The organism is Curtobacterium sp. TC1 (genome assembly GCF_019844075.1).
Classification (GTDB): Bacteria; Actinomycetota; Actinomycetes; order Actinomycetales; family Microbacteriaceae; genus Curtobacterium.
Genome location: NZ_CP081964.1, coordinates 2505747 through 2528276, shown reverse-complemented (window position 1 = coordinate 2528276; position 22530 = coordinate 2505747). Strand labels below are relative to the sequence as shown.

Sequence of the window (22530 nt, the reverse complement as noted above, 5' to 3'; positions counted from 1 at the left end):
GTGTCGGTTCCGCAGCCGGGTGACGGTCCGTCGCGTCCGGGTGACGGCCCGTCGCGTCCGGGTGACGGCCCGTCGCGTCCGGGTGACGGCCCGTCGCGTCCGGCCGACGGCCTGGAGGCCCGGGGTGCGTCCGGTACGCAGGTCGCGACCGGCTTGCCGGTGCGTGGACGGCGGTGGAAGCGCGGGGAGCTCAACCCCGCGTTCCGCATCGTGGCCTCGATCGTGATCCCGACGTTCCGGTTCTCGTCGAACTACCACTGGTACGGCCCCAACCGTCTGCCGGCGGACGGTGCGTTCGTGCTCGCGCCGAACCACTTCACGAACATCGACCCGCTGGTCGTCGGCACCGCCGTGTACCTGAGCCGGCGTGCGCCGCGGTTCCTGGCCAAGGCGTCGTTGTTCAAGGTGCCCGTGTTCGGCAAGCTGATGTCCGGCATGGGGCAGATCCCGGTCGAGCGCTCCGGCCGCACCCGGTTGAGCGATCCGCTCGGCGGCGGTCGGTCGCTCATCGAACAGGGCGGGGCGATCATCGTCTACCCCGAGGGCACGCTCACCCGCGACCCCGACCTGTGGCCGATGCGCGGCAAGACCGGTGCCGTCCGCATCGCGCTCGAGAACGACGTGCCGCTGATCCCGATGGCCCACTGGGGCACGCAGGGCATCATGGCGCGGTACTCGAACAAGCTCCGCCTGTTCCCGCGTTCGCGCGTGGACGTCATCGTCGGCGACCCCGTCGACCTGTCCGCCTACCGCGGCCGGCCGATCGACCAGCAGATGCTCGTCGAGGCCACCGAGGTGCTCATGCAGCACATCACCGCCCTGCTCGAGCAGCTGCGCGGCGAGCAGGCCCCGACCACCCGCTGGGACCCGGCGGCGAACAACCAGAAGGAGACCGGCCGGTTTGAGTGACCTCCGCCCGCACGACGATCGTCCCGACCCCGTCGCAGCAGCGCCGGGGGCCTTCGACACCGCCGCGATCCGGGTGGTGATGCAGTCGACCGACAAGCCCCGTGTCGCCGTCATCGGCGCCGGCAGCTGGGGCACCACGTTCGCGAAGGTGCTCGCCGAGGGCGGTGCCTCCACCGTGGTGTGGGCCCGTCGGCCCGAAGTCGCCCGCGAGATCACCGAGACGAAGCGGAACTCCGACTACCTGCCCGGCATCAACCTGCCCCGCACCCTGACCGCGTCGACGTCGCTCGAGCAGGTCCTCGACGGCGCCACCCAGGTGTACGTGTCGGTGCCGTCGCAGACCCTGCGCTCGAACCTCGACGCGATCCGCGAGCTCCTGCCGGCCGGTGTGCCCGTGGTCAGCCTGATGAAGGGCGTCGAGAAGAGCACCGGCCTGCGGATGAGCGAGGTCCTGCTCCAGGGGCTCGGCATCGACCAGGACCGCATCGCCGTGGCGAGCGGGCCGAACCTGGCGCTCGAGATCGCCCGTCGGCAGCCGACCGCTGCCGTGGTGTCGTCGTCGAGCGTGGAGACCGCGACCGCCGTCGCCGCCGTCGCGACCAACCCGTACTTCCGGTCGTTCATCAACACCGACGTCATCGGCACCGAGTTCGGCGGCGTGCTGAAGAACCTCATCGCCGTGGCGATCGGCATCGTCGACGGCGTCGGCTACGGCGAGAACACCAAGGCGTCGATCATCACGCGCGGGCTCGCCGAGATGACCGAGTTCGCGGTGTCGCTCGGCGCGCAGCCGTCGACCCTCTCCGGCCTCGCGGGCCTCGGCGACCTCATCGCCACCTGTCAGTCGCCGCTGTCCCGGAACAACACCGCCGGGCGCCTGCTCGGGCAGGGGTACCGCTTCGACGAGGTCGTCCGGCAGATGAACCAGACCGCCGAGGGCCTGGCGTCCGTCGCGCCGATCCTCGAGCTCGCGGCCGCGAACGGCGTCGACATGCCCATCGTCAGCCAGGTCGGCGAGGTCCTCGCCGGTAGGCTCGATCCGCGCAACATCGCGCCGCACCTCACCGAGACCGACGAGCCCCAGGGCGAGTGACCGGTCCCGCACCGAGTCACGAAGGGACTCCCGTGCCCACGATCCCCGAGGGAACCGACGTTCCCACGACCACCGTCGCCGTCCTGTTCGGCGGACGCTCGAGCGAGCACGAGATCAGCTGCGTGACCGCCGGCGGCATCATGGACGTCGTCGACCGCACCGAGTACGAGATCGTGCCGATCGGCATCACGAAGGACGGCGCGTTCACGCTGCAGTCCGACGACCCCTCGCAGTGGGCGATCCGCGATGGCGCGCTGCCGACCGTGCCCGACAACGGCACGCGTGTGGCGTTCCCGACCTCGCCGGCGACGAACGAACTCGTCGTCTCGCACCCGGACGGCTCGGTCACGACCGTCGCCGTCGACGTGGTGTTCCCGATCCTGCACGGCCCGTTCGGCGAGGACGGCACGATCCAGGGCCTGCTCGAGATCGCCGGTCTGCCGTACGTCGGTGACGGCGTGCTCGCCAGCGCACTGGCGATGGACAAGCACGTCGCGAAGGCCGTCCTCGAGCACGCCGGTCTGCGGGTCGCTCCGTGGACCACCGTGCTCCGCCGTGAGTGGGCGGCCGACCCGGTCGACGTCGCCGAGGCGGTCGCGGCGCACGGCTGGCCGCTGTTCGTGAAGCCCGCTCGTGCCGGTTCGAGCATGGGCGTCTCGCGCGTCGACGGCCCCGAGGCGCTCGGTGCCGCGATGGACCTGGCGTTCGAGCACGACTCCAAGGTGATCGTCGAACCTCGCGTCGTCGGTCGCGAGGTCGAGGTCGCCGTGCTCGAGGGCCGCGACGGCGTGCCGCGCACGAGCCTGCCGGGCGAGATCGTCGTGGCCGAGGACGGCTTCTACGACTTCGCGTCGAAGTACCTCGGTGGCGACGAGTCGCTGCTGTGCCCGGCACCGCTCACCGAGGCGCAGACCGACGAGATCCGGTCGATCGGCGCCCGCGCATTCGAGGCCATCGGCGGATCCGGGCTCGCCCGCGTCGACTGCTTCCTGACCGACGACGGCTTCGTCGTCAACGAGGTCAACACCATGCCCGGGTTCACCCCGCTGTCGATGTACCCGCGCTGCTGGGCGGCGTCGGGCGTGTCCTACGGCGAGCTGGTCACCGAGCTCATCGAGCTGGGGCGCGCCGCCGTCCGGTGACCGTCGGTGGGCGTCAGCCCTGCACGTCGGACGGGTCCAGGCACTTGTGGCCGTCCTTCGGCAGCGTCGACACCGCCGTGGCGAGGTCCTGCAGCACCGCGCTGCCGGTCTTCGACGTGTCGACGACCACCTGCACGGCGGGGGACCGGCCGAACGTCGTGTAGACGATCTGCTTCCCGCGGTCGTCGCGGATCCAGTCGACCGAGCCGAGCGTGACGCAGGGCAGGTCGGACACCGTCGGGACGGCCACGCCGCAGTGGTACAGCGCGGCCTCGGGGTCGCCCCAGGCCGCGGTGGACTGCGCGTTGGTGTTCCGCAGGTCGTAGGTGGAGTCGACGGTCGCCGGCAACCGCACCTGCGCCGCCGCGCAGGCTGCTGCGTTCGCGGACGGTGCCGCGCGCATGCCGACGGCGTTCGTGCACCCGGTCAGACCGGCGGCGAGGGCGATCACGACCCCCGCGATCGCGAGGGTGCGAGGGGTGCGGCGCGCGGTGTCCATCGCGGTCCAGGCTACCGTTCTCGTGTGGACGCGACGTACGACGCCTGGGCCGGACCGACCGTGGGGGAGCTCGGCGAACTGGCCGTCCTCGACCGCATCACGAGCCGTCTGCCGACCGGGTCGCCGATCCTGGGGCCCGGCGACGACTGCGCGGTCGTGGCCGCTCCGGACGGCCGGTTCGTCGTGACGACGGACATGATGGTGCACGGCCCGGACTTCCGGTGGGCGTGGTCCTCGCCCGAGGACGTCGGCTGGAAGGCCGCCGCGACGAACCTCTCCGACGTCGCGGCGATGGGTGCGGCGCCGAGCGGTCTCGTGATCGCCCTCGCGGCGCCCCAGGAGATCCCGGTGGCGGTGCTCGAGGGCATCGCGGACGGCTTCCGCCTCGCCGTCGACGCCCTCGCACCCGGCTGCGGCGTGGTCGGTGGCGACCTGTCCACCTCGGCGACGTTCACGGTGGCGGTGACGGCGTTCGGTGACCTCGGTGGTCGCGCTCCGGTGCTCCGGTCGGGTGCCCGTGCGGGCGACGTGGTGGCGGTGTCCGGTGAGCTCGGTCGTGCCGCTCGCGGTCTCGCACGGCTCTTCCGCGACGGCGTCGACCCGCAGGGTGAGCCGGACCGTGCCGCGACGGTGGCGAGTGGTGCGGACGCCGATCCCGACGTCGACCGCCAGCGCCGTCCGGTGCCGCCGATCGCGGACGGACCCCGTGCCGCTGGGGCCGGGGCGACCGCGATGCTCGACCTGTCCGACGGCCTGGCGATCGACGCCGGACGACTCGCCCGCGCGAGCAGGGTGACCCTGTCGCTCGAGGTCGACCTCGACGAGGTCGCACTGCACGGCGGCGAGGACCACGGCCTGCTCGCGACCTTCCCCGCCGACGCTGCGCTGCCGGGTGGCTTCCGCCGCATCGGGGTCGTGCGGGACCGCGGCGACGCCGACCTGCTCCGCGCCGGGGCCCCGGTGCCGACGACCGGCTGGGACCCCTACGCGGACTGGGACGGCGCCGCCGGCTGACCCGCCCGGCCAGGCCGTCGACCCGGTACGACACCATCGACGTCGTACGACGTCGTTCTGAGTCGCCGGCGCGGCTCAGGACGCGGGGGTCACTGCCTCCCACGCCACGGTCTCGCCGTAGCTGCGCTTGCTGAAGGGCTCGAGCCCCGCGGGCCACGTCGGCTCGGGGGAGCGCTTGCTCCGCTCGACGACCACCACGGCACCGGCGGTCAACCGCGGCACCAGGGTCTCGAGCACCTCGGCGATCTCGTGCTCGGTCACGTCGTACGGCGGGTCGATGAACACCAGGTCGAACGTGCGCACCGTCCCACGCAGGTACCCGAGCACCGGCTGCGGCTGCACGTCGATCCGCACCCCGGGGATCCGCTGCTGCACGGCCTTCGCGTTCGCCCGGCACGCCTGCGCCGCCGCCGACGCGCGGTCGACCAGCACGACCTCGACCGCACCGCGCGACGCCGCCTCGAGCCCGAGGGCACCGGTGCCGGCGTAGAGGTCCGCGACGGACGTGTCGTCGACGAGCCCACGGGCCTCGAGCGACGAGAACAGTGCCTCGCGCACCCGGTCGCTCGTCGGCCGGGTGCCGGACTTCGGCACCCGGAGCGTCGTGTTGCCGGCGGCGCCGGCGATGATGCGGGTCATGCAGCCACCGTATCGGCCGGTGGCGCTGTCCACAGGCCGGACGGGAGGCACGTGGCACGTCGGTCGTGCCCGGTACCGTGGTGTCCGTGGTCACCACCGGAACCCCCGCTGCGCCGGCCGGGCCCGACCTCGGTCCGGCGCCCCTCGACGCGCGGCTCGCGAACGTGCTCGGTGGTCGGACCGCGTCCGCGATCGAGAAGGCCTTCGGCCACCGCACGGTGGGTGAGTTCCTCGAGCACGCACCCCGTCGCTACGCCGAGCGCGGGGCCCTGACGGCGCTCGACTCGCTGGCGATCGGCGAGCCGGTCACGATCGTCGCCGAGGTGGTCGACGTCCGCGAACGCACGATGCGTGCCCGGCGCGGATCGATCCTCGAAGCCAAGATCGGGGACGGCAAGGGGCTGCTCACCCTGACGTTCTTCAACCAGGGCTGGCGCACGAAGGACCTCGTGCCCGGCGCCCGCGGCATCTTCTCCGGCAAGGTCAGCGACTACCGCGGTGCCCGCCAGCTCGCCCACCCGGACTACGAGCTCTTCGACCCCGATGACCCCCGCGCCACGGCCGACCCCGGCTCGGACGAGGCGATCCGGTGGTCGCGCCAGCCGATCCCGATCTACCCGGCGACGGCGTCCCTCACCTCGTGGCAGATCGCGAAGTCGATGGGCATCGTCCTCGACACCCTGCCGGACCTGCCCGACCCGGTGCCGGCCTCGGCGCGCAGCCGGCTCGACCTCGTCCCGTTCCGCCGGGCGCTCGAGCTGCTCCACCGCCCCGAGAAGGTCGCCGACTTCAAGCGCGCGCAGGACGCCCTGCGCTACCGCGAGGCGTTCGTGCTGCAGACCGCCCTCGTGCAGCGCCGGATCCGCGCCCGACGCACCGCGGCGACCCCGCGGGTGGCGGCCCCAGGCGGTATCCTCGAGCGCTTCGACGCCACTCTGCCGTTCACCCTGACCGACGACCAGCGCGCCGTCGGTGCCGAGATCGACACCGACATCGCCCGCACGTGGCCGATGCACCGCCTGGTGCAGGGCGAGGTCGGCTCCGGCAAGACCCTCGTGGCCATCCGCGCGATGCTCACGGTGGCCGAGTCCGGTGGGCAGTCCGCCCTCATCGCCCCGACCGAGGTCCTGGCCGCGCAGCACCTCCGGTCCATCGTGAAGTTCCTCGGACCGGACCTCGCGGCCGAACTCCGTCCGGTGATCCTGACCGGGTCACAGTCCACCGACGAACGCCGGCGGGCCCTGCTCGCCGCCGCATCGGGCAGCTCGCGGCTCGTGGTCGGCACCCACGCGTTGCTCGGCGACCGCGTCGACTTCGCCGAGCTCGGGCTCGTGGTCGTCGACGAGCAGCACCGCTTCGGCGTCGAGCAGCGTGAAGCGCTCCGGACGAAGGGCGCCACCCCGCCGCACGTCCTGGTGCTCACCGCCACCCCGATCCCGCGCACCGTCGCGATGACGGTGTTCGGCGACCTCGACGTCTCGACGATCACGGGGCTGCCCTCCGGCCGTGCCGGCGTCGAGACCTTCACGGTCCCGCTCGCGGAGCACCCGGGGTGGGAGTCCCGCATCTGGTCGCGGATGGCCGAGGAACTCGACAAGGGGCGCCAGGCCTTCGTGGTCTGTCCCGCCATCGACGACGCCCATGCCGAGGACGACGGCGAGCCCGCGCCCGCCGAGTCCGAGGACGACGCCCCGAAGCGCGCCCCGGCGACCGTGCTCGCCACGGCCGAGCGGATGCGCACGATGCCCGTGCTCGAGGGCCGGCGGATCGCGGTGCTGCACGGCCGGATGACGGCGGAGGAGAAGGACCGTGTGATGACGTCCTTCGCCGCCGGCGACCTGGACGTCCTCGTCGCGACGACCGTCATCGAGGTCGGTGTCGACGTGCCGAACGCCGCGATGATGGCCGTCCTCGACGCCGATCGCTTCGGCGTCTCCCAGCTGCACCAGCTGCGCGGCCGCATCGGCCGTGGGCAGTGGGCGGGCGTCTGCCTGCTCGTCACCACCGCCGAGCTCGAGACGACCTCCCGCGAGCGCGTCGACGCGGTGTCCGCGTCCGACGACGGCTTCGAGCTGGCACGGGTGGACCTCGAGCTGCGGCGCGAGGGCGATGTGCTCGGTGAGCGACAGTCCGGTGGGCGGTCCTCGCTCAACCTGCTCCGGGTGGTCGAGCACGCCGACCTCATCGTGGACGCCCGGGGCGAAGCCGAACGGGTCCTCGAGCCCGATCCCGAGCTCGAGGGGGCCCCGGCCCTGCGCGAGGCCCTGGCGCGGCGTCTCGACGAGTCCGACGCGGCGTTCCTCGGCAAGAACTGACCCGGGCCCGGACGCCCCGGCCCGGACCGGTATCGTCGCTGCCATGTCACAGATCGCGGTGGTCCCCGGTTCCTTCGACCCCGTCACGCTCGGGCACCTCGACGTCATCGGCCGCGCTGCCGGGCTGTTCGACGAGGTGCACGTCCTCGTGGTGCACAACCCGGACAAGAAGCCCGCGATGTTCGAGGCGGTCGACCGCGTCCGCCTCATCGAGGAGTCACTGGTCGAGGTCGGCACGCCGGGCACCGTCCGTGTCGGGGAGTGGACCTCAGGGCTCCTCGTCGACTACTGCCGGCAGGTCGGGGCGAAGGTGCTCGTCAAGGGCGTGCGGTCCGGCGAGGACGTCGCGTACGAGACCCCGATGGCCATCATGAACCGGCACCTCGCCGACGTCGAGACCGTGTTCCTGCTGCCCGACGCCTCGCGCTCCCACGTGTCGAGCTCGCTCATCCGCCAGGTCTCGTCGCTCGGCGGCGACGTCACCCCCTACGTCCCGAAGGCCGTGGCCACGGCCCTCGCCGCTCGCTGAGCCGAGCCGGAACCGCCGGAGCTGCGCGCCGAGCCGGATGCCCGGTCGTCCGACGCGCGGACACACCCCCGCCCGCCTCGACTCTCGGCCCCGTTCACGCTAGGGTTGACGATCGTGTCTTCCCACGTGAACAGCCCCTACGCCCTGCGCGTGCGCGACCTGGCGCACCGTCCGGGCGAGATGCGCGAGCACTCGCTCGACATCGCGGTGCCGGACGCGCTGGGTGCCGGTGTCATCGCGGTGCGCGAAGGTGCTCCGCTGCACATCGACCTGCGGCTCGAGGGCCTGCACGAGGGTGTCCTCGTGTCCGGTCACGCTTCGGCCGACGCGACGGGGGAGTGCTCGCGCTGCCTCATCGACATCAGCGAGCCCGTCGAGGTCGATTTCGCCGAGCTGTTCGCGTATGATGCCTCGGAGGATTTCGACTTCTTCGTTCGTGATGACCACGTGGACTGCGAACAGGTCGTTCGAGATGCGGTGGTGCTGGCGCTGCCGTTCCAGCCGGTCTGCCGACCGGACTGCCCAGGCCTCGACCCGGTGACGGGCGAGCGACTGGCAGACCTCGATGAGCAGCCCGTTCACGAGACCCTGGACCCGCGCTGGGCAGCCCTGACCGGCATCCAGCTCGAGGCAGCCGAGCGTGCCGCCCACGGCGACACCACCGACACGAAGACCACCGAGGGCGAGGAGCGGGCCGAGGCCGAGTAGGCCCCGACACCGCCAGCCCCCGTTCCGACCACCGACCAACCGAAAGAGATTCACCATGGCCGTTCCCAAGCGCAAGCAGTCCCGTGCGAACACGCACGCCCGTCGTTCGCAGTGGAAGGCCACGCCGATCCAGCTCGTCAAGACGATCGAGAACGGTCAGGTCACCTACAGCCTCCCGCACCGCGCGAAGGTCGTCGAGGACTCGGCCGGCACCCCCCTGTACATGGAGTACAAGGGCCGCAAGGTCGCCGACGTCTGATCGGACCGAACGCATGACGACGACGTCCGGCGCCACGGGGTCCCGCCCCGTGGGGCCGGACGTCGTTCGTCTGCAGGGCCAGCTCGGGGTCGACATCGACCTCGAGCTGCTCCAGCTCGCCCTGACCCACCGCTCGTACGCCTACGAGCACGGGGGCATCAAGCACAACGAGCGCCTCGAGTTCCTCGGCGACTCGATCCTCGGCCAGGCCGTGACCGTGAAGCTCTACCGGTCCTTCCCCGACCTCGACGAGGGTGACCTCGCGAAGCGTCGCGCCAGCCTCGTGTCGACGGTCGCGCTGGCCGAGATCGCCCGCATGATCGGGCTCGGCCAGTACCTGCGCCTCGGCAAGGGCGAGGAGCAGACCGGCGGCCGCGACAAGTCGTCGATCCTCGCCGACACCGTCGAGGCCGTCATCGGCGCCACCTACCTGTCCGCGGGCCCCGACCCGGCGACCGACCTGGTGCTCCGCCTGGTCGAACCGCTGATGATCGACCCGGACCGCTTCGGTGCCGCCATGGACCCGAAGACGAGCCTGCAGGAGCTCGCGTCGAGCCTGTCGCTCGGCAACCCGGCGTACCGCGTCACCGAGACCGGCCCGGACCACGACAAGACCTTCAGCGCGACCGTCGTCCTGCAGGGCGAGGACATCGCCGTCGGGACCGGATCGAGCAAGAAGGCCGCGGAGATGTCCGCGGCACTCGACGCCTGGACCCGGCTGTCCGGCCGAGCGGCCTGACGACGTGCCCGAACTCCCCGAGGTCGAGGTCGTCCGCGCCGGCCTCGAACCCGCGGTCAGTGGCGCGCGGGTGCTGCACGTCGACGTCGTCGACGAGCGGGCACTCACCCGCCACGACGGCCCGGCCGAGGACTTCGCCGACCGCCTGACCGGTCGCACCATCGCCGCAGCGGTCCGTCGGGGCAAGTTCCTCTGGATGCCGTTGCAGCCGCAGCACGAGGGCGACCGGCCGGAGGCACTCGTCGCGCACCTCGGCATGAGCGGCCAGATCCTGCTCGGCCGCGGTCGACCGGCGGCGAAGCACCGACGGATCCGCATCGACGTGCAACCTGTCGGCACCGACCGCGACGGCACCGCCGAACCCGCGGTGGAGCTCGAGTTCGTCGACCAGCGCACCTTCGGCTCGATGGCGATCGACGCGATGGTGCCGACGGTGGACGGCGCCCCGGCCGGGTTCGCCGGACACGTCGACGCGTCCGACCCCGATGCGGTGTGGCGCCGGAGCGTGCCGCAGCAGGTGTCGCACATCGCCCGCGACCCGCTCGACCCCGCGTTCGACGACGACCGCTTCACGGCCATCGCCCGGAAGCGCTCGAGCGGCATCAAGCGGGTCCTGCTCGACCAGGGCGTCGTGAGCGGCATCGGGAACATCTACGCCGACGAGTCCCTCTGGGCCGCGAAGCTGCACTACGACCGGTCGGCCGAGCGGTTGACCCGTGCCGATCTCGCACGCCTGCTGCACGAGGTGCGCAGTGTCCTCCGGCGCGCGCTCGAGGACGGCGGGACGAGCTTCGACGCCCAGTACGTCAACGTCAACGGGCAGTCCGGGTACTTCTCGCAGCGGCTGAACGTGTACGGCCAACAGGGGAAGCCCTGCCCCCGCTGCGGCACGACGATCGTGCGCGAGGCCTTCATGAACCGGTCGAGCCACATCTGCCCCGTGTGCCAACCGCGCCCCCGTGCCCGGACGCGTTAGCCTGACGCCCAGCAGCACAGCCCAGCAGCGGCCCCGCCGCAGCACGCGTGAGCACACCCGGAGACCGCATGTACTTGAAGAGCCTGACCATCAAGGGGTTCAAGTCCTTCGCGCAGCCGACGACGTTCGCGTTCGAACCGGGCGTCACCTGCATCGTCGGCCCGAACGGCTCCGGCAAGTCCAACGTCGTCGACGCCCTCGCCTGGGTGATGGGGGAGCAGGGGGCGAAGACCCTGCGCGGCGGCAAGATGGAGGACGTCATCTTCGCGGGGACCTCGACCCGTGGGCCGCTCGGCCGTGCCCAGGTGTTGCTGACGATCGACAACAGCGACGGCCTGCTGCCGATCGAGTACTCCGAGGTGACGATCGCCCGCACGCTGTTCCGCAACGGCGGCAGTGAGTACGCGATCAACGGCGAGAACTGCCGCCTCCTCGACGTGCAGGAGCTGCTGAGCGACACGGGTCTCGGCCGCGAGATGCACGTGATCGTCGGGCAGGGGCAGCTCGACAAGGTCCTGCACGCCACCCCGGAGGACCGCCGGGGCTTCATCGAGGAAGCCGCCGGCATCCTGAAGCACCGTCGGCGCAAGGAGAAGACCCTTCGCAAGCTCGACGCGATGCAGACCAACCTGACCCGCCTGTCCGACCTCGCGGGCGAGATCCGTCGCCAGCTGAAGCCGCTCGGACGTCAGGCCGAGGTCGCCCGCAAGGCCCAGTCCGTCGCCGCCGTCGCGCGGGACGCCAAGGCCCGCATCCTGGCCGACGACGTGGTCCGGCTGCGCCGCGAACTGCACGACCACCAGGAGGTCGAGGCCGGTCGCAAGTCCGAGCGCATCGTCCTGACCGAACGGCTCGACCAGACCCGGGTCCGCCAGCAGCACGTCGAGCAGAGCATGGTCGGCGACGACGTCGACCGCGCCCGGACGGTGGTGCACCGCCTGGAGAGCGTGCAGGAGCGCCTGCGCGGGCTGTCCAGCCTGGCGAACCAGCGCCTGATGTTCCTCGCGCAGCAGGCCGATGCGCCGCAGCAGGGACCCTCGATCACCCCGGAGCGCGTGGCGGGTGTCCGCGCCGAGGCCGACCGGCTCGCCGCCCGCGCCGACGAGATGCAGGGCGGCTCCGCCGAGACCGCCCGCGCGGTGCAGGCCGCTCGTGACGCCCTCGACGCCCTCGACGAACGCATCGCCGCGCAGGCCGCCCGGGTCTCGCAGCACGACCTCGAGGCGCAGCGGCTCGCGAACGCCGTCGACGTCGCGCGGTCGAAGCGCGGATCCGCGGTGGCGGACCGCGAGCGTCGACAGCGAGCCCTCGCCGAGGCCGCCGAACGCGCCGAGCGGGCGACCGCAGCCCTCGCCGAGCTCGGCACCGATCCGTCCGAGGGCGTCGACGACGAAGCCCTCGCCACCACGCTCCAGGCGGCTCGTGAGCAACTGGAGGCCGCGCAGGCAGCCCGCGACGAGCAGCGCGACCGCTTGCACGCCCTCGAGCGGGAGCGGGACGCCCTCGACGCCCGGGTCGCGGCGCTCGGCATGTCGATCGACGTCCGCGACGGTTCCCAGGCGCTCATCGACGCCGGACGCGCGGGCATCGTCGGTCGCCTCGCGGATGCGCTGACGGTGACGCCCGGGTTCGAGGGTGCCGTCGCGATCGCCCTCGACGGCCTCGCCGATGCCGTCCTCGCCGACGACCGGACCGTCGCGCTCGACGCGGTCGCGCACGCCAGGTCCGCGGACATCGGCCGCATCGACGTCGTCGTCGCGGACGCGGAGGACGGTCCCTCCGACCTGCCGGAGCGGTTGCCCGCGGGCGTCCGTCGAGCGGTCGACGTCGTGCAGGGCCCGCCCGCCCTCGCCGCGATCCTGCGGAACACCCTGATCGCGGACACCGCCGAGCGCGCCGACGAGGACCGCGACGAGCACACGGACACGGTCGACCTGGAGGCCGTGCTCGCCGCCGCCCCGCAGGCGACGGTGGTCACCCGGTCCGGTGACCTCGTCCGCGCCGTCCGCGTCACCGGCGGTGGGGAGCGCGTGACCTCGCGGATCGAGCTCGTCGCGGAGCGCGACGACGCCGTGACGCGACGCGACGCCATCGCGACGGACGCCGAGGACGCAGCCACGGGCCTCCAGACCGCACGCACCGCCGTCGAGGACGCACGCCGCCGCGCGGACGAGGCCGACGCGGCGTCCCGCGCGCACGCCAGGGCGACGGCCGAGTACGACCGGGCCAGCGCCTCGACGCGGGCGAAGGCCGAGAACGCGGCGGCCGAGGTGGAGCGCCTGCGTGCCGCCCTCGCCGAGACCGACGGTGCGGTCGAGGCCGTCGACGCCGCCCTGGCGGAGGCCGAGGCGGCGCACCGGGCGTTCACCGAGCAGGAGCGGCCCGTCGTCGACGCCTCCGAGCGTCCGGGCCTGCAGGACGCGCTCGAGGCCGCACGTGCCGCCGAGGTCGAGCAGCGCATCCAGGTGCAGACCGTGCGCGAGCGCGTCCGCGCCGAACGACACCGTGCCGACCAGCTCGAACGCCAGCTCGAGGCCGAGCGCGCAGCGGCGGAGGAGGCAGCTCGTCGTGCGGTCATCCGTCGCGGGCAGATCGAGACCGCCGAAGCCGTGCTCGCCGACCTGCCGGGTGTGCTCGGTGCCGTCGACCGGTCCCTGGCCGAGGCGCGCGTGCAGCTCGCGACCGAGGAGTCCGAGCGGTCCAAGCGCAACACCGAGCTGCAGGCGATCCGGAACGAGGAGCGCGAGCTCCGCGACCGGTTGCAGACCATCACCGACGGCGTGCACTCGCTCGAGATGGAGATCTACGAGAAGAAGCTGCACGTGTCGGGTGTCCTCGACCGCGCCCTGAGCGACCTCGGGCTGACCGAGCCCGTGCTCGTCGCCGAGTACGGGCCGACCGTGCCGGTGCCGGTCGACGTGCTGGTGGACCCGCGGGTCCTCGCGCGGAAGCACCGCGACGCCGAGCGCGCAGCGGCCGCTGAAGCGTCCGAGCAGCCCCTCGACGCACCCGGAGCGGAAGTCGACGTCGACGTCGATGCCGACGCCGACCTCGACACCAGCCCCGGGGACGACACCGTCGCGCTCGTCGAGCCTGCGTCCACCCTGCCCGGCGGCCCCGCCCTGCCCGAGTTCGACGTCACCGACGAGGTCGACCCCGACGACGTCGAGACCGTGCCCTACGTCCGCGCCGAGCAGGAGCGCCGCCTGCAGGCCGCCGAGCGCGACCTCGGCCGGCTCGGCAAGGTGAACCCGCTCGCCCTCGAGGAGTTCCAGGCCCTGGAGCAGCGGCACGCCTTCCTCGCCGAGCAGCTCGAGGACCTGCAGAAGACCCGCACCGACCTGATGACGATCATCGACGAGCTCGACACGAAGATGCAGACGATCTTCGAGTCGGCCTTCAACGACACGAAGGACGCCTTCGACGTCATCTTCCCGATCCTGTTCCCGGGCGGCTCGGGCTCCATCAACCTGACCGACCCGACCGACCTGCTCGGCACCGGGATCGACGTGCAGGTGAAGCCCGCCGGCAAGAAGATCGACCGCCTGACGCTGCTGTCCGGCGGCGAGCGGTCCCTGGCGGCGGTGGCGCTGCTGGTCGCGATCTTCACCGCGCGGCCGTCGCCGTTCTACATCATGGACGAGGTCGAGGCCGCCCTCGACGACGCGAACCTCGGTCGGTTGCTGACGGTGTTCGAGCGGCTCCGCGAGTCGTCGCAGCTCATCGTCATCACGCACCAGAAGCGCACGATGGAGATCGCGGACGCCCTGTACGGGGTGTCGATGCGGCAGGACGGCGTGTCCGCCGTCGTCGGGCAGCGGGTGCAGAAGCGCGAGCCCGCCGACGCGGTCGCGTAGCGGGCCGGCTGGTTGCGGTCCCGCGGCTCTGGTCGCGACCACGGACGGACGGGAGGCCCGGTGCCAGCTGGCACCGGGCCTCCCGTCCGTCAGGTGGTGACGGCTACTCCGCGTCGGCCGCGACCGACTCCTTCGGCTCGCCCGTCGGGGTGAGCCCGCGCTCCTGGCGCTTCTTCGAGACGATCAGCGAGGCGGTCGTCGCGACCGCGATGGTCAGCATGATGAAGCCCAGCGAGAACCAGATCGGGATCTCGGGCGCCCACTCGATGTGCTCGCCGCCGTTGATGAAGGGGAGTTCGTTGACGTGCATGGCGTGGAACACGAGCTTCACACCGATGAACGCGAGGATGACCGCGAGGCCCTGGCCCAGGTAGATCAGACGCTCCAGCAGGCCGGCGATGAGGAAGTACAGCTGGCGCAGCCCGAGCAGCGAGAACGCGTTCGCGGTGAACACGATGAAGGCGTCCTGGGTGAGTCCGAAGATCGCGGGGATCGAGTCGAGTGCGAACAGCACGTCGGTCAGACCGATCGCGACCATGACGAGCAGCATCGGGGTGAACAGGCGCTTGCCGTCGACCTTGGTGGTCAGGCGGTCGCCGTCGTAGTGGTCCGAGGTCGGGATGATGCGCTTGAGGATGCGGATCAGGCGCGAGTCGCCCTCGTCGCCACCGTGGTCGTTGCCGCTGCGGGCCTGCGACCAGGCGAGCCAGAACAGCAGCGCGCCGAACAGGTAGAACACCCACGAGAAGTTCTCGATGATCGTGACACCGAGGGCGATGAAGATGCCGCGCGCGACGAGGGCGATGGCGACACCGACCAGCAGGACCTTCTGCTGGAACTCCTTCGGCACCGCGAAGCTCGTCATGATGATGAGGAAGACGAACAGGTTGTCGACCGACAGCGCCTTCTCGGTCAGCCACCCGGCGAAGTACTCACCGCCGGCCTGTCCGCCGCCGAAGACGAGGATGCCGAACCCGAACAGGATCGCGAGCCCGATGTAGAACACGGACCAGAACGCGGATTCGCGGATGTGCGGCACGTGCGGGGTGCGCACGTGCGAGTAGAAGTCGAACACCAGCAGGGCGAGGATGCCGGCGATGGTGAGGAGCCAGACGAAGAGTGGGACGTCCACGGTTTCCTTCGGGTAGGGCGTGCCGCTGATGTGCGGGTACGCCGAGGCCTGAAGGTCTCTTCCGCCGCACGGCACCGGAACCGGTGCTGCACGACCGGCGCCCCGGGTCCGGATCGTTCCGGGCCGTACTGACGGGGTCACCGAGGAGGAATACTCCCCTTCGTGTGTCAGATCGTACAGGGACGGACGGACGTGCGCCGCGCTCTAAGCTGGGAACATGGCGAGTTCCTGGTCACTGTCCACACGGCTGCGCGGCCTCTTCCAGCGCAAGACGATCGACGAGACCACGTGGGAGGACCTCGAGACCGCGCTCATCGGCGCCGACTTCGGCCCGGACATCTCCGAGGCGATCATCGAGGACCTGCACGCGCGCGTCGACCGTTACGGCACGACCGACCCGGCCGACCTGCAGCGCATGCTGCGCGAGGTGCTCGAGGAACGGCTGTCGAAGCTCGACACCACGCTCAAGCTCAGCGCCCGACCGGCCGTCGTGCTCGTCGTCGGCGTGAACGGGGTCGGCAAGACCACGACGATCGGCAAGTTCGCCAAGTTCCTGAAGACGTACGACCGCACGGTCCTCGTCGGTGCGGCCGACACCTTCCGCGCCGCGGCGGTCGAGCAGGTCGCCACCTGGGCCGAGCGCGCCGGTGTCGACGTCGTCCGCCCGTCGCAGCCCGGGCAGGACCCGGCCTCGGTGGCGTACCAGACCGTCGAGAAGGCGATCCGCGACAACACCGAGATCGTCGTCATCGACACCGCCGGCCGCCTGCACACGAAGGCGGGGCTGATGGACGAGCTGACGAAGATCAAGCGCGTCGTCGAGAAGCAGACCGAGATCAGCGAGGTGCTGCTCGTCCTCGACGCCACGACCGGGCAGAACGGCCTGGCCCAGGCACAGGCGTTCATCGAGGGCGCCGGGGTCACGGGCCTCGTCATCACCAAGCTCGACGGCTCCGCGAAGGCCGGGTTCGTCCTCAGCGTGCAGGAGAAGACGGGCATCCCGATCAAGCTCATCGGGCAGGGCGAGGGCATCAACGACCTGACCGGTTTCACCCCGCACGTGTTCGTGCAGAACCTCGTCGGCTGATTCCGGGTACTGTCTCCGCAGTACAGGGATCGTCCAGGTACACCGGAAGGAGCCCCTCAATGCCAGCACTCCTGATCATCGCGATCATCGTCGGCCTCGTCCTGCTCTTCAGCGGCATCTTCGTCGGTGCGCTGAAGTTCCTGCTGTGGGTCGGGATCGTCCTCATCATCCTGGCCGTCATCGGCTGGCTCCTCAGGAGCATCCGCGGGCGCGCATAGCGCACCGGACGCCCTGAACGGGCGGATGAACGGACGGGAGGCACGGTGCCAGCTGGCACCGTGCCTCCCGTCTGTCCGTGGTCGCGACCAGAGCCGGCTTCAGACCGCCTGGCGACCAGGGGACGCGTCCAGCAGGTGCGACAGGTTCTCCGGCACCGTGCCGCCGCGGGTGACCGTGGCACGCGCCCACAGGCGTCCGGCGCGGTACGACGACCGGACGAGCGGGCCGGCGAGCACCCCGGCGAAACCCATCTCCTCGGCGACCTCACGCAGCGCGACGAACTCCTCCGGCTTGACCCAGCGCGCCACCGGCAGATGCCGTGGCGACGGGCGGAGGTACTGCGTCAACGTGATGATGTCCGTGCCGGCGTCGAACAAGCGCTGCAGGGCGTCCTCGATCTCGATGCGCTCCTCGCCCATGCCGAGGATGAGGTTCGACTTCGTGACGAGTCCGGCGTCGCGGCCCTGCGTGATGACGTCGAGGGAGCGTTCGAACGTGAACGCCGGCCGGATCCGCTTGAAGATCCGCGGGACGGTCTCGACGTTGTGGGCGAAGACCTCGGGGCGGGCGTCGAACACCTGGCCGAGCTGGTCCGGGCGTCCGTTGAAGTCCGGCACGAGGATCTCGACGCCGGTGCCGGGGGAGTGCTCGTGGATCTGGCGGATGGTCTCGGCGTAGAGCCAGGCGCCCCCGTCGGGCAGGTCGTCCCGAGCGACGCCGGTCACGGTGGCGTACTTCAGGCCCATCGACACGACCGAGTCGGCGACTCGTCGGGGCTCGTCGCGGTCGAGCGGCTCGGGCTTGCCGGTGTCGATCTGGCAGAAGTCGCACCGGCGGGTGCACTGCGAGCCGCCGATCAGGAAGGTGGCCTCGCGGTCCTCCCAGCACTCGAAGATGTTCGGGCAGCCGGCCTCCTGGCAGACGGTGTGTAGCTGCTTGTCCTTGACCAGCGCGGACAGCTCGCGGAACTCCGGGCCCTGGGTGGCGCGGGTCTTGATCCACCCGGGCTTCGTCTCGATCGGGGTCTCGGCGTTGCGGGCCTCGACGCGGAGCATCCGGCGGCCTTCGGGGGCGAGGTTCATACGAGGGTCTCCTGTCGTGCGATGCGCTCGCCGCGGCGCATGCCGTCGACGGCGTCCTGGATGCGGCGTGCGACCACGGGGGCGAGTTCGTCGACGGTGACCGGTCGGCCCACGGCGGCGCTCAGCGTCGTCACGCCGGCATCGGCAATGCCGCACGGCACGATCGCGGCGTAGGCGTCGAGGGTGTTCGTGCAGTTGATCGCGATGCCGTGGGTCGTCACGCCCTCGGCGACGTGCAGCCCGATGGCGCCGACCTTGGCGGGTGGAGTGCCGTCCGCTCCGCGGACCCAGGCGCCGCTCCGGCCGTCGACCCGCTCGGCGTGCACTCCCGCGGAGGCCGCAGCGTCGACGATGACCTGCTCGAGGTCGCGCACCCACGCCACGACGTCGATCGGTGCGACCAAGCGGACGATCGGGTACGCCACGAGCTGCCCCGGGCCGTGCCAGGTGATGCGCCCGCCGCGGTCCACGTCGATCACCGGGGCACCGTTCGTCGGCAGGTCGGACGGCTCTGTGCGCCGGCCGGCGGTGTACACGGACGGGTGCTCGCACAGCACGAGGGCCCCGGGGGAGTGGCCGGCGACGACGTCGGCGTGGAGGTCCCGCTGCAGCGCGAGGCCCTCGGCGTAGTCGAGCAGCCCGGCAGGCCGCACGATCTCGAGTTCCGGCATGCGAGCGAGCCTACGACGGTTTCTGGACGGAGTACAACAACACGGTCGACCTTGATCTGAACCGTGGTTGAGGGCTTCGGATGGCGGACATGGACATCCGCCAGGCACAGCTCGCCACCCGCTCGCTCGACGACACCGCCAGGTTCTGGGAACGACTCGGTTGCCCGGTCGACCGCGCCGACGGAGTGGTCGAGGTGGTGGTGGGGTCGACGCGGCTCGTGTTCCGGGAACTGCTGGGGATGACCGGCGCGCTGCACCTCGCGATCACGATCCCGACGGGCACGTTCGACGTGGCTGCCGAGTGGATCGCCGGGATCGCGACGGTGCTGGTCGACGCCGACGGCCGTGACGAGTTCGAGGGCCCGCCGAACTGGAACTCGCGATCGGTGTACTTCGAGGGTCCGGACCAGCAGCTGCTCGAGCTGATCGAGCGGCGGGACCTCGCCGCGTCCACGCCCGCGTCCGACGTTCCGCTCGTCTCGGTCAGCGAGGTCGGCGTCACCGTGCCCGACGTCCTCGGTGCCGTCGAGACACTGCGCCGCGCCGGACTCGAGCCCTACGTGAACCCAGCAGGCGAGGGCTTCGCCGCGGTCGGTGACGTCGACGGCCTCGTCATCCTGGTGTCGCCGGAGCGGCGGTGGTTCCCGACCGCTGACCGCCTGCCGTCGACGGCGCCGGTGGTCCTCGACGTCGGGCTGGACACCCCGGTCGAGCTCACGCCCGGCGTGCTGCTGCGCTGACCGACCGGGACCCGCGCTCCGAGCCTTGTAGAATCGACGGATCATGGCGCAATTCGGTTCACTCTCCGATCGGCTGACCGAGACCTTCCGCAATCTGCGGAGCAAGGGTCGGCTGACTCCGTCCGACGTCGACGGCACCGTCCGCGAGATCCGGCGGGCGCTCCTCGACGCCGACGTCGCGCTCGAGGTCGTCAAGGCGTTCACCGCAGCAGTGCGCGAACGCGCCCTCTCCGACGAGGTCAACCGCGCGCTGAACCCGGCGCAGCAGGTCGTCCAGATCGTCAACGAGGAACTCGTCGGCATCCTGGGCGGTCAGCAGCGACGTCTCGAGTTCGCGAAGAAGCCGCCGACGGTCATCATGCTCGCGGGTCTGCAGGGTGCCGGTAAGACCACCCTCGCCGGCAAGCTCGGCAAGTGGCTCAAGAAGGACGGCCACACCCCGATGCTCGTCGCGGCGGACCTCCAGCGCCCGAACGCCGTGCAGCAGCTGCAGGTCGTCGGTGAACAGGCCGGCGTGCACGTCTTTGCTCCGGAGCCCGGCAACGGCGTCGGCGACCCGGTCAAGGTCGCCAAGAACGCCATCAAGGCCGCCGTCGACCAGCAGTACGACACCGTCATCGTGGACACCGCCGGTCGTCTCGGTGTCGATGCCGAGCTGATGAAGCAGGCCGCGAACATCCGCAAGGCCGTCGACCCCGACGAGGTCCTGTTCGTCATCGACGCGATGATCGGTCAGGACGCCGTCGTCACGGCGCGCGCGTTCCAGGAAGGCGTCGACTTCACCGGGGTCGTCCTGTCGAAGCTCGACGGCGACGCCCGCGGTGGTGCGGCCCTGTCGGTCGCCAGTGTCACCGGCCGTCCGATCATGTTCGCGTCCACCGGCGAAGGCCTCGACGACTTCGAGCCGTTCCACCCGGACCGCATGGCGAGCCGCATCCTCGACCTCGGCGACATCATGTCGCTCATCGAGCAGGCCCAGTCGGCGTTCGACGAAGAAGAAGCCCGCGCGGTCGCCGAGAAGATCGCGTCCGACTCGTTCACGCTGAACGACTTCCTGCAGCAGATGCAGCAGCTCCGCAAGGCCGGCTCGATCAAGGGCATGCTCGGCATGCTCCCCGGCGCCAAGGGCATGCGCGAGGCGCTCGACAACTTCGACGAGCGCGAGATCGTCCGTACCGAGGCGATCATCCAGTCGATGACACCGAAGGAGCGCGAACTGCCGAAGCTCCTGAACGGCTCGCGTCGCCTGCGGATCGCCAAGGGGGCCGGCTCCACGGTCACCGAGGTCAACGCACTCGTGAACCGCTTCGAGCAGGCCGCCAAGATGATGAAGACCGTCGCCCGCGGTGGTGTGCCGCAGATGCCGGGCATGGGTCCGATCCCGGGCATGCACGGCGGCAAGAAGCAGCAGCAGGGCGGCAAGAAGAAGTCGAAGGTCGGCAACCCGGCCAAGCGCGCAGCGATCGCCGCCGGTACCGCTGCCGCTCCGCAGCAGGCGCCGAAGGGCTCCGGCCTCGGCCTCGGCGGGGCCGCCAAGGGCGGCAAGGCGCCGACCGAGGAAGAGCTCGCGAGTCTGCAGAAGTTCCTGGGGCGCTAGTCGTTCCTTCCCATCGCACGCGCGATGGAAAACGGGATCGGGCGTACCTGGTCGAAAGAAACGACCAGGTACGCCCGATTCGATCAGGTACGCGGCGAGGCCTCGAGGTCAGAGTGACTCGCGGAACTCCGTCACCAGGTGTCGGACGACCTCGCGCAGGTCCCCGCCGTGCTCCTGCGCGACCCGGAGCTGCCGCTGGTACGACGCCCCGTTCGCGATCATCGTGTCGAGGTGGTGCAACTCCTGCTGGCAACCGAGCCGTTCGGCCACCGGGTCGAGCCGCTGCACCAGGTCGTGCACCTCGTCGGTCACGAGCCGCTCGTCGCCGGCGGCGTTCGTGATGATCTCGGCCTCCATGCCGTAGCGGGCGGCGCGCCACTTGTTCTCGCGGATGAACCAGGGCTGCATCGTCGGCAGGGTCTCACCGGCGTCGAGCCGGTCGGACATCGTGGTGACCAGGCACTGCACGAGTGCCGTCACGGCACCGACCTCGTGCAGGGTCGAGATGCCGTCCGACACCCGGTTCTCGAGCGTGCCCCACTTCGGCGACGGGCGGATGTCCCAGCGCAGGTCCTTCACGCTGTCGATGACGCCGGTGTGGGTGAGGTCGCTCACCACCTCTTCGAAGTTCGCCCAGGCCCCGAGCGCCGGCGGCAGTCCACCGGTGGGGAGTTGCTGGAACATCAGCGCGCGGTTCGAGGCGTAGCCGGTGTCGATGCCGGCCCAGAACGGGCTGGACGCCGTGAAGGCCTGCAGGTGCGGGACGTACGCGAGCATCGCGCCGAGGATCGGCAGGGCCTTGTCACGGTCGTCGATGCCGACGTGCACGTGGACGCCCCAGATGAGCATCTGCCGCCCCCACCAGCGCGTCCGGTCGATGAGGGTCGTGTAGTGCTCGCTGTCCGGGGTGATCTCCTGCTGGTCCCACACCGCGAACGGATGCGTCCCGGAGCACATGACCTGGGCGTCGAGCGGCTCGGCGGCGTCGATGACCTCGCCGATGATGCCCGACAGCTCGCTCGTGGCGTCGCCGACCCGGGAGTGCACGCTGGAGACGACCTCGACGGTGTTCGTCAGGAGTTCCTCGGTCACCCGCTCGCGGTCGCCGATCCGTTCGTGCACGGCCGCGATGACGGCAGGGGCACGGGGCGTGAGGTCGCCGGTCGACAGGTCGACCAGCGGGAGTTCCCACTCGACGCCGATGGTCGACGGAGGGGACTCGGTGAAGCGGATGTCCATGCTGTACATCCTGCCCGGAAGGTTGTCGGACACGCACAACGAAGCACCGTTCGGGTCGTGCGGATCCGATTCACAGTAGTTCCA

At 71.2% G+C, this 22530-nt stretch carries 21 protein-coding genes; 15 read left to right on the top strand and 6 right to left on the bottom strand.

The genetic code is table 11. From position 1 onward, the window contains the following. The 3 genes from KZI27_RS13000 (at window position 1) to KZI27_RS12990 (ending at window position 3144) form a co-directional block, all read left to right on the top strand. Window positions 1-909 carry a lysophospholipid acyltransferase family protein gene (locus tag KZI27_RS13000; RefSeq protein ID WP_261783898.1) on the top strand — a complete coding sequence of 303 codons (909 nt, stop codon included), beginning with the start codon at window positions 1-3 and terminating at the stop codon, window positions 907-909. Between the two features lie 79 nt (window positions 910-988). After that, window positions 989-2002 (top strand): NAD(P)H-dependent glycerol-3-phosphate dehydrogenase, encoded by a 1014-nt coding sequence (locus KZI27_RS12995; RefSeq protein WP_111086095.1) that lies wholly within the window; start codon window positions 989-991, stop codon window positions 2000-2002. A gap of 32 nt (window positions 2003-2034) precedes the next feature. Further along, entirely contained in the window at window positions 2035-3144 is a 1110-nt protein-coding gene (locus tag KZI27_RS12990) for a D-alanine--D-alanine ligase family protein (RefSeq protein ID WP_315971197.1), read from the top strand. 13 nt (window positions 3145-3157) lie between these two features. On the opposite strand, the gene KZI27_RS12985 is transcribed toward KZI27_RS12990, so the two are convergent. After that, complete coding sequence (locus KZI27_RS12985; protein ID WP_222657944.1) at window positions 3158-3643, bottom strand: DUF3515 family protein; 486 nt, start codon at window positions 3641-3643, stop codon at window positions 3158-3160. Window positions 3644-3667: 24 nt separating this feature from the next. Between KZI27_RS12985 and thiL the strand changes: the two genes are divergently transcribed. Continuing rightward, a complete protein-coding gene (thiL, locus tag KZI27_RS12980; protein WP_222657943.1) occupies window positions 3668-4657 on the top strand; it encodes a thiamine-phosphate kinase in 990 nt (329 codons plus the stop codon). Window positions 4658-4732: 75 nt separating this feature from the next. Here the strand turns inward: thiL and KZI27_RS12975 are convergent, their stop codons facing one another. After that, window positions 4733-5296 (bottom strand): RsmD family RNA methyltransferase, encoded by a 564-nt coding sequence (locus tag KZI27_RS12975; RefSeq protein WP_222657942.1) that lies wholly within the window; start codon window positions 5294-5296, stop codon window positions 4733-4735. 86 nt (window positions 5297-5382) lie between these two features. Here KZI27_RS12975 and KZI27_RS12970 point away from each other — a divergent pair, with 86 nt between their 5' ends. The 7 genes from KZI27_RS12970 to KZI27_RS12940 all read left to right on the top strand — a co-directional run bounded on the left by KZI27_RS12970 (window position 5383) and on the right by KZI27_RS12940 (window position 14679). After that, window positions 5383-7611, top strand: coding sequence for an ATP-dependent DNA helicase RecG (locus tag KZI27_RS12970; RefSeq protein WP_222657941.1), 2229 nt, complete (start codon window positions 5383-5385; stop codon window positions 7609-7611). A gap of 43 nt (window positions 7612-7654) precedes the next feature. After that, on the top strand, window positions 7655-8140 hold the full coding sequence (gene coaD, locus KZI27_RS12965) for a pantetheine-phosphate adenylyltransferase (RefSeq protein WP_222657940.1): 486 nt from the start codon (window positions 7655-7657) through the stop codon (window positions 8138-8140). Window positions 8141-8266: 126 nt separating this feature from the next. Further along, window positions 8267-8848, top strand: a complete 582-nt coding sequence (locus KZI27_RS12960; protein WP_222661379.1) for a YceD family protein — start codon at window positions 8267-8269, stop codon at window positions 8846-8848. Window positions 8849-8903: 55 nt separating this feature from the next. Continuing rightward, the gene (rpmF, locus tag KZI27_RS12955; RefSeq protein WP_017888273.1) at window positions 8904-9107 is read left to right on the top strand and encodes a 50S ribosomal protein L32; all 204 of its coding nucleotides are present in this window, start codon (window positions 8904-8906) and stop codon (window positions 9105-9107) included. A gap of 13 nt (window positions 9108-9120) precedes the next feature. After that, window positions 9121-9846: a ribonuclease III gene (gene rnc, locus KZI27_RS12950; RefSeq protein ID WP_260233002.1), complete on the top strand. Its 726-nt coding sequence runs from the start codon at window positions 9121-9123 to the stop codon at window positions 9844-9846. Between the two features lie 4 nt (window positions 9847-9850). Beyond that, window positions 9851-10822: a bifunctional DNA-formamidopyrimidine glycosylase/DNA-(apurinic or apyrimidinic site) lyase gene (gene mutM, locus KZI27_RS12945; RefSeq protein ID WP_222657939.1), complete on the top strand. Its 972-nt coding sequence runs from the start codon at window positions 9851-9853 to the stop codon at window positions 10820-10822. A 68-nt stretch (window positions 10823-10890) separates the two neighbouring features. Further along, window positions 10891-14679: an AAA family ATPase gene (locus KZI27_RS12940; protein ID WP_222657938.1), complete on the top strand. Its 3789-nt coding sequence runs from the start codon at window positions 10891-10893 to the stop codon at window positions 14677-14679. Between the two features lie 103 nt (window positions 14680-14782). On the opposite strand, the gene KZI27_RS12935 is transcribed toward KZI27_RS12940, so the two are convergent. Further along, window positions 14783-15811, bottom strand: coding sequence for a TerC family protein (locus tag KZI27_RS12935; RefSeq protein ID WP_222657937.1), 1029 nt, complete (start codon window positions 15809-15811; stop codon window positions 14783-14785). Between the two features lie 217 nt (window positions 15812-16028). Here KZI27_RS12935 and ftsY point away from each other — a divergent pair, with 217 nt between their 5' ends. Both ftsY and KZI27_RS12925 read left to right on the top strand, forming a co-directional pair. After that, window positions 16029-16898 carry a signal recognition particle-docking protein FtsY gene (gene ftsY, locus KZI27_RS12930; RefSeq protein ID WP_222657936.1) on the top strand — a complete coding sequence of 290 codons (870 nt, stop codon included), beginning with the start codon at window positions 16029-16031 and terminating at the stop codon, window positions 16896-16898. Window positions 16899-16957: 59 nt separating this feature from the next. Continuing rightward, a complete protein-coding gene (locus KZI27_RS12925) occupies window positions 16958-17116 on the top strand; it encodes a DUF4175 domain-containing protein (protein WP_139199230.1) in 159 nt (52 codons plus the stop codon). A 99-nt stretch (window positions 17117-17215) separates the two neighbouring features. On the opposite strand, the gene lipA is transcribed toward KZI27_RS12925, so the two are convergent. Next, window positions 17216-18199 carry a lipoyl synthase gene (lipA, locus tag KZI27_RS12920; RefSeq protein ID WP_222657935.1) on the bottom strand — a complete coding sequence of 328 codons (984 nt, stop codon included), beginning with the start codon at window positions 18197-18199 and terminating at the stop codon, window positions 17216-17218. Further along, entirely contained in the window at window positions 18196-18870 is a 675-nt protein-coding gene (gene lipB / locus KZI27_RS12915) for a lipoyl(octanoyl) transferase LipB (RefSeq protein ID WP_222657934.1), read from the bottom strand. Before lipB ends, lipA begins: the two co-directional genes overlap by 4 nt. A gap of 89 nt (window positions 18871-18959) precedes the next feature. Between lipB and KZI27_RS12910 the strand changes: the two genes are divergently transcribed. Together KZI27_RS12910 and ffh are read left to right on the top strand one after the other, a co-directional pair. Beyond that, window positions 18960-19610, top strand: a complete 651-nt coding sequence (locus tag KZI27_RS12910; protein WP_222657933.1) for a hypothetical protein — start codon at window positions 18960-18962, stop codon at window positions 19608-19610. A 43-nt stretch (window positions 19611-19653) separates the two neighbouring features. After that, window positions 19654-21207 (top strand): signal recognition particle protein, encoded by a 1554-nt coding sequence (ffh, locus tag KZI27_RS12905; protein WP_222657932.1) that lies wholly within the window; start codon window positions 19654-19656, stop codon window positions 21205-21207. A 108-nt stretch (window positions 21208-21315) separates the two neighbouring features. Here ffh and KZI27_RS12900 read toward each other — a convergent pair whose 3' ends face one another. After that, window positions 21316-22455 (bottom strand): glutamate--cysteine ligase, encoded by a 1140-nt coding sequence (locus KZI27_RS12900; protein ID WP_185021391.1) that lies wholly within the window; start codon window positions 22453-22455, stop codon window positions 21316-21318. Between the last annotated feature and the right edge of the window lie 75 nt (window positions 22456-22530).

Bases quoted from the DNA above. Each gene is read 5' to 3' on its own strand.
- KZI27_RS12940 (WP_222657938.1), top strand. From the start codon at position 10,891: ATGTACTTGAAGAGCCTGACCATCAAGGGGTTCAAGTCCTTCGCGCAG.
- KZI27_RS12975 (WP_222657942.1), bottom strand. From the start codon at position 5,296: ATGACCCGCATCATCGCCGGCGCCGCCGGCAACACGACGCTCCGGGTG.
- lipA (WP_222657935.1), bottom strand. From the start codon at position 18,199: ATGAACCTCGCCCCCGAAGGCCGCCGGATGCTCCGCGTCGAGGCCCGC.
- lipB (WP_222657934.1), bottom strand. From the start codon at position 18,870: ATGCCGGAACTCGAGATCGTGCGGCCTGCCGGGCTGCTCGACTACGCC.
- coaD (WP_222657940.1), top strand. From the start codon at position 7,655: ATGTCACAGATCGCGGTGGTCCCCGGTTCCTTCGACCCCGTCACGCTC.
- KZI27_RS12995 (WP_111086095.1), top strand. From the start codon at position 989: ATGCAGTCGACCGACAAGCCCCGTGTCGCCGTCATCGGCGCCGGCAGC.
- rnc (WP_260233002.1), top strand. From the start codon at position 9,121: ATGACGACGACGTCCGGCGCCACGGGGTCCCGCCCCGTGGGGCCGGAC.
- KZI27_RS12910 (WP_222657933.1), top strand. From the start codon at position 18,960: ATGGACATCCGCCAGGCACAGCTCGCCACCCGCTCGCTCGACGACACC.
- ftsY (WP_222657936.1), top strand. From the start codon at position 16,029: ATGGCGAGTTCCTGGTCACTGTCCACACGGCTGCGCGGCCTCTTCCAG.
- KZI27_RS12900 (WP_185021391.1), bottom strand. From the start codon at position 22,455: ATGTACAGCATGGACATCCGCTTCACCGAGTCCCCTCCGTCGACCATC.
- KZI27_RS12925 (WP_139199230.1), top strand. From the start codon at position 16,958: ATGCCAGCACTCCTGATCATCGCGATCATCGTCGGCCTCGTCCTGCTC.
- ffh (WP_222657932.1), top strand. From the start codon at position 19,654: ATGGCGCAATTCGGTTCACTCTCCGATCGGCTGACCGAGACCTTCCGC.
- rpmF (WP_017888273.1), top strand. From the start codon at position 8,904: ATGGCCGTTCCCAAGCGCAAGCAGTCCCGTGCGAACACGCACGCCCGT.
- KZI27_RS12985 (WP_222657944.1), bottom strand. From the start codon at position 3,643: ATGGACACCGCGCGCCGCACCCCTCGCACCCTCGCGATCGCGGGGGTC.